Genomic DNA, 3,866 nt, shown 5'->3' with positions numbered 1-3,866 from the left:
GTCAGGGAAATATATCCGCTCATTTTGGCCGATTTGGCGGAGTCAGCAGCTTGCAGTTGACATAGGAGCGTCAACGCACCGATGGAGCGCCTGTTCCGGAGCCTGAAAACTGAATGGGTCCCGCCGATGGGCTATCACAGCCTGACCGCAGCCCGGAAGGATATCAGCAGCTATCTGATGGGGTACTACAACACTGAGCGGCCGCATTCCTTCAACGGCGGAATAGCCCCGGCGCTGGCGGAAGAAAAACTTAAAACAGTGTCCGGAATCAGTTGACCACTACACAGCCACTGGTTGCGATTGGATCCATCATGGCCTGCAAAGGAGCAGCTCCTCAATGCTATGCAGCGGTGATGGGTGGCGGTAGCTTTGCCGTAGCCCATGCCAACGGGGCAAGTACCAGCCAGGCGTTAAGGATAGGGGCAATCTCTGGGGCAACAGCTTATGTTGGAGCACATGCTGCAGACTGGATAGGTAGCTACACCGCCGACTTGCGGTTTGCTCCCAAGCTAACCAACGTATCGCTTCATGGCCTCAGGGGAGGTGTCACCTCGGTGGTATCGGGTGGCGACTTCCGCTCCGGCTTTCTGGCGGGTAGTTTTGGGGCATTCGGGGATGTCAATGGCCTGACCAGAAGTCAGTATGGTGCTGCTATTGTTGGAGGTATCGGGGCCAAGCTCGGGGGTGGAAGCTTTGCGGAAGGGGCTATCATTGCCATTATTGGACGTAGGTTTAATCATGAGGAGCACTCCCGGGATGATGTATGGAATAGAAAAGCAATGAGTGATACTGTGAATGTCTTGGTACCAAAAGGACAGCCGTATGAAGGCATAGTTTATAAAGGATCTTGGAAGATTGATGATATATCAATGTTTGATGGCTTCAAATTATTCTCTAAGCCTGTAAATTTCGCAGTACGAATTTTAAGTATAAGCACTTCGGAATCCAGGATTGTAAATTATGGAGAAATACAGCGATACAATGTAGAGTCGAGAGTCCGGGTTTTTGATTTGGTTAACGGGGACGTCACAAACCCTAAGGTCTACTCGCACGGCACAATTAAAGGAACTATAAGCAGGCCAAATGGTTTTGGAATGAGAGACGTAAGAGAGCAAAGAACTTGCTATGGAGCACGCACCTTATGTCATTAAATTTAAAGCGAAATTTATGGGTGGCTTTAAGCTCCATTTTTTTTGTTTTTGTTATTCTGAATTTGATACTTATGATAAAGGTGAGCACCACTCCTGATGCTCCTGAAGTATATCGAGACCATAATAGCAATACTGCCTTGCAGGAAAGAAAAAAAATCCTAGATAAGGGTATTTTGTATCCTGAAGATCTAGTCGAGATAGATAGATTGTGGTCGGAAGCGGTTGACGTTATTAAAAAGGAAAATGATAGACTTCATGCGGAAAGCGTAGAAAATAGAGCGAAGCACATGATGCAGCCAGCAATCGCCTCTATAATGGCGGCCTCATTGATTTGGCTGATTTTTTTGGTTTTGGTAAGGCCGACGCCAAAAGAAATAATATTTCCGCAGCTGCTGGTTTTTATTGTTCTGAGCACAAGCTTTTCGACTATATTTGAATCGATTGTAATTACTGTGTTAAGTGCTATATTCTTAGTCAGTCGGAGAAAAGATCAGAGAGTAATATAAAGAGCGGTAGCGCTATGCGGGCTCGCCATACAGACATGATGGTGCTGCTAGTACTATCAACCACCTGCTGGGCGAGGTGGCCGACAACACCCACTACACCCTGGAAATCGAAGCCCATGAAAGCGGCAGCAGCCTGTACTTCTACCCCAAGGGAAGCCAGCGCAGCGCCGGCTACCAGTACCGCACGCACATTCCCCAACTGGGCCAACTGCGTTTTATAGCCTATGGCCGCAGCGGCCCGGCCAACAGCGATAGCCTGACCTACCTGGACAACCTGCGCATCGACGAAGGCGGCGTCAGCATCACCGCCGCCCAGCCCCAGGGGGGCTGAACAGCTACAGCTATGTGCACAACAACCCACTCAATGCCATCGATCCCAGTGGGTACTTCCTGAAGAAGGTGTTCAAGAGGGTCAAGAAAGCGCTGAGTGGGTTGAACAAAGTCAGGAAAAGTGTCCAGAATGCACTCAATAGACCCTTCTACCAGGTCATCAGGACCCTGGGGCCTGTTGCACAGCCACTGGTTGCGATTGGATCCATTATGGCCTGCAAAGGAGCAGCCCCTCAATGCTACGCGGCGGTGATGGGTGGCGGTAGCTGCGCCGCTTGCCCCAGGCGTCATAGAAGAAGCGTTGATGCGCAGGTTGCCAAGTAGGTCAGACCATCGCTGTTAAGTAGGTTGTTGTAACCGTTGGAAATTAAAAAATTTTAGACAACAAAAAATAAAATATATAGCACCAACATTGATCCTCCATTTATCAGGCCGAACAAATATAATACCTCTGGGTCTTTGCTCTTCAGCTCATTCATCTTGTAATATAGCATGTTGTATGCAGGTGGATAACTTCTGTTCGTGTACATATCAACGATAACGCTCTCAAAGATTGCGCTAAATATTAGCGAAACAAAAACATTATCTGTCTTCAGGTAAATTGGAAGCGCCATCACAAGGACAAGGGAGATACGCCACAAAGCCCGGCCCGAGTATACCCTCACTTTTTTTTCTATATTTTCGGATAAAATAATTTTCCTAAGAGAAACGTTCATTTCGGAACCACCTCGGAAGCGATATAACCGCCAATAACTGCTGCTCTATTCTGGTTGCCAATTGAAAGCCCAGGATTATTTCTAAGAGCCGCATTAGCAGCTGCTTTTCCTCCTACCCTCCCAGCTGCAGTAGACAATATGGCCATAGATGTATTGTTGGAGTATATGATTTTTACGCCTGATGCCCCAGCCATGACTGGGTAAGTAACTGGCGCCGACTGTGGAAATATTATAGTGATAAAAACTGCTGCATCATTGACCCGGTTTGCGTATAGCGTTGCCAAGGCATTTCTATACAATCTATATTGACTGGAGTTGGTGTCAACATATAGCTCACCAAACTTCTCCATTTGCATCAAGCCTGATGCTAAACGACCTCTACAGGTCTGTGTAAGACAGAATGCGCCTGCATTTGTCCCAGTGAGTTCGAAGCGCTCATCCCCGACGTAAACTTCTATCGACTCTTGTCTTAAGTCATGATTGAATCTGCGCCCAATCACAGCAATGATAGCTCCTTCCGCAAAGCTTCCGCCTCCCAGCTTAGCACCTATACCGCCAAACAGGGCTGCGCCATAATTGCTTTTGGAGAGCTCCGTCACATCACCAAAGGCGCCAAAGCTACCTGCCATGAAACCTGAGCGGAAATCTCCTCCACTTACCGCAGATGTCGCCCCGCCTCGGAGGCCGTGGAGTCCAACGTTGGCTACTTTTTGCATGAAGCCGGCCCCATTTTCAGTCACCTTGTGTATGCCCGCCGATAGATGCCCTCCAACCCAGGCTGTTGCTCCCGATATCGCAGATAATCGTAACGATTCAGCAAACGAGGCGCCATAGGCCTGAGAAGTGGCAAAACTGGAGCCCATGATGAACTGGAAGCAGTATGTGGCCGCGCCGCTACAGAAATAGGCTGACCCGATAGCCACCAGCGGCTGAGCCAATGGCCCCATGGCTCTGATGACTTGACCTACGGGCTTCATCACCGCCTTAAACACGCTCTTGACTGCTTTCTTGACCCCGCCGACGATTTTCTTCACCAGTTTCTTGAGGAAGTACCCACTGGGATCGATGGCATTGAGTGGGTTGTTATGCACATAGCTGTAGCTGTTCAGCCCCTGGGTGCTGTACAGCCCGTCGATATGCGGGTCGGCACTGATAAACCGTGC

At 49.0% G+C, this 3,866-nt stretch carries 3 protein-coding genes and 2 pseudogenes; 4 read left to right on the top strand and 1 reads right to left on the bottom strand.

All coding sequences use genetic code 11. The features are described 5' to 3' along the window. Nucleotides 1-72: 72 nt before the first annotated feature. The 4 genes and pseudogenes from H6X51_RS19670 to H6X51_RS19655 all read left to right on the top strand — a co-directional run. Nucleotides 73-276, top strand: a pseudogene (locus H6X51_RS19670) (integrase core domain-containing protein); the annotation flags it as partial. A 35-nt stretch (nt 277-311) separates the two neighbouring features. Next, nucleotides 312-1,151, top strand: a complete 840-nt coding sequence (locus H6X51_RS19665; RefSeq protein ID WP_185269117.1) for a hypothetical protein — start codon at nt 312-314, stop codon at nt 1,149-1,151. After that, nucleotides 1,142-1,657 (top strand): hypothetical protein, encoded by a 516-nt coding sequence (locus H6X51_RS19660; RefSeq protein ID WP_185269116.1) that lies wholly within the window; start codon nt 1,142-1,144, stop codon nt 1,655-1,657. The genes H6X51_RS19665 and H6X51_RS19660 overlap by 10 nt, the downstream gene beginning before the upstream one ends. 76 nt (nt 1,658-1,733) lie before the next feature. Beyond that, nucleotides 1,734-1,988 carry a hypothetical protein gene (locus H6X51_RS19655; RefSeq protein ID WP_185269115.1) on the top strand — a complete coding sequence of 85 codons (255 nt, stop codon included), beginning with the start codon at nt 1,734-1,736 and terminating at the stop codon, nt 1,986-1,988. 711 nt (nt 1,989-2,699) lie between these two features. Here the strand turns inward: H6X51_RS19655 and H6X51_RS19650 are convergent. Further along, nucleotides 2,700-3,866: pseudogene (locus tag H6X51_RS19650) on the bottom strand (hypothetical protein); the annotation flags it as partial.

The organism is Halopseudomonas xiamenensis, assembly GCF_014219065.1.
GTDB classification, from domain to species: Bacteria; Pseudomonadota; Gammaproteobacteria; order Pseudomonadales; family Pseudomonadaceae; genus Halopseudomonas; species Halopseudomonas xiamenensis.
The sequence above is the reverse complement of the archived record's forward strand: the minus strand, read 5'-3'. Positions and strand labels throughout refer to the sequence as shown.

Coding starts and splice junctions, on each gene's coding strand:
- H6X51_RS19665 (WP_185269117.1), top strand. CDS start 312: ATGGCCTGCAAAGGAGCAGCTCCTCAATGCTATGCAGCGGTGATGGGT.
- H6X51_RS19660 (WP_185269116.1), top strand. CDS start 1,142: ATGTCATTAAATTTAAAGCGAAATTTATGGGTGGCTTTAAGCTCCATT.